The sequence below is a fragment of the Brachyspira catarrhinii genome (assembly GCF_005518285.1).
GTDB classification, from domain to species: domain Bacteria; phylum Spirochaetota; class Brachyspiria; order Brachyspirales; family Brachyspiraceae; genus Brachyspira; species Brachyspira catarrhinii.
Window position 1 is genome coordinate 1 of the sequence record NZ_SJDU01000402.1, and the last position, 1,952, is coordinate 1,952.

At 29.4% G+C, this 1,952-nt stretch carries 3 protein-coding genes; 2 read left to right on the top strand and 1 reads right to left on the bottom strand.

What is annotated here, in order from left to right; genetic code table 11:
• A partial coding sequence (locus EZH24_RS10940; RefSeq protein WP_161976151.1) for a PTS transporter subunit EIIC occupies window positions 1-396 on the bottom strand: 396 nt, incomplete at its 3' end.
• Between the two features lie 141 nt (window positions 397-537).
• Here EZH24_RS10940 and recF point away from each other — a divergent pair.
• A complete protein-coding gene (gene recF, locus EZH24_RS10945; RefSeq protein WP_137999147.1) occupies window positions 538-1,617 on the top strand; it encodes a DNA replication/repair protein RecF in 1,080 nt (359 codons plus the stop codon).
• A gap of 80 nt (window positions 1,618-1,697) precedes the next feature.
• A complete protein-coding gene (locus tag EZH24_RS10950; RefSeq protein WP_137999148.1) occupies window positions 1,698-1,919 on the top strand; it encodes a hypothetical protein in 222 nt (73 codons plus the stop codon).
• Window positions 1,920-1,952 lie beyond the last annotated feature (33 nt).

Sequence of the window (1,952 nt, forward strand, 5' to 3'; positions counted from 1 at the left end):
AATCACATTTGCCGTAGAACCCGCCAAAAGTTTATCCGCTCCTCCCATGATGTCTATCATTTTTCCAATCGAAGCATGCATAACGAAAAAAGCAATCGCTCCCGATAAAGCGGCTACTTCTTTTTCTTGTTTAGCCATGCCGATAGCCACGCTCATCGCGAATATTATAGGCAAGTTCCCAAATATTATGCTTCCCGCTTCGCTTAAAACCGACAATATTCCGTAAGCCATCGTGTGAGGACCTAGAATATTAGTTAGGTTGTAGGTTTCGAGCATAGTCGTATTGGTAAGCGAACTTCCTATTCCCAAAAACAAACCCGCAACTGGAAGCACTGCAATCGGAAGCATGAAGGAGCGTCCTATTCTTTGCAATACTCCGAAAATTTGATTCTTCATAATAAAAACTCCAAGTTTAAAATTTTTTGTATATTATATTAATTAATTTATATAAGTCAAATTTATTAACGAAAAAATCTTTTTTTATTCTAAAATTAGGATATAATAAATAATTTATAAAACAAAATTAAAGGCAGAATAATGACGCTTAAAGAACTAACTTTGCGTTCTTTTAGAAATTATGATGAAACCGTATTTAATTTTTCGGACAAAATAAATGTTCTATACGGAAATAACGGCTTGGGAAAAACGAATATTTTGGAAGCTATTTATATGCTCGGAAACGGAATTTCTTTCAGGACAAGGTTGGACAGAGAGATTATAAAAAACGGGAATGACAATTATTTTATAAGAGGAATATTCAGAGAGGATAATTTATCTTACGACACTACGATTGAAATAAACTATCAAAAAAAGCCAAAAAAAGTTTTTAAAAAAGTATTTATGGATAAAAAAGAAATCTCTTCAAGAAAAGATTTAATCGGAAAAATTCTTTATATCGTATTTCTGCCAAACGATACCGATTTGGTAACAGGCGAGCCAAAATTGAGAAGAGATTATTTTAATATGCTTATCTCCACAATTTCGATTGAATATTTATCTTCTTTAATAAAATATAATAAACTTTTGAAAATGCGAAATATTTGCCTTATAAAAAAACCTTCCGAAGCGAATATTTATAACGAAGAAATTGCAAAACTTTCTTTGTATATCGCCAAAGAAAATTTAAAATATTCAAAAATACTCGAAGATAAAATGAATCAAACTTACGAGACGATATTTAAAAACGAAAATCCTTATACGATTAAATATTTGTCGACTATAGAAGATATAGAAAACGAAAACGATTATATAAAAAAATTGGAAAACACTTTGCAGGAACAAATAAAAATGCGAACCACATATTTTGGAATTCATAGAGCGGAATATCAATTTTATTATAAAGATTCGCTTTCGAGAAAATTTTCTTCTCAAGGCGAAAAAAGAATGTTTACTTTAATAATGAAACTTGCAAGCGAAAAAATACTTTCGGAATATAGAAACAAAACGCCGATACTTTTGATAGACGACGCGATGCTCGAACTCGACAATATGAGAAGAGACAATATTTTGGAATATATTAAAACTTTGGGGCAGGTTTTTATAACGGTGACGGAAAAAGAAAAAGTGAAAAATTTTGAAAGCGGAAAAATTTTCGATATAGCTAATTATCAATTATAAAAATATAAAAAAATCGTTGCCTTTTTTAAATTAATTGTTATATTATAAGCGGAAATTATAATATATTTAAGAGGTTTAAAATGAAGCAAGAAAAAACTTCTATTAAAACAAAAATCAAAAATAAAATTGTTATAGTATTTTTATTAGCGGCTTTATTCTGCATATTTGGAATTTCCTCATGCGCAGAGGAGCTTGAATTATCGCCAAATATAGATTTAGATTTTAACGATACAAATTATAACAATAACGGAAATACTAATAATAATTCTAATACTAATTCAAATAATACAAATCTCCGTTAGGTTTAAAGTTAAACTCGGCATAATAACCTCTTA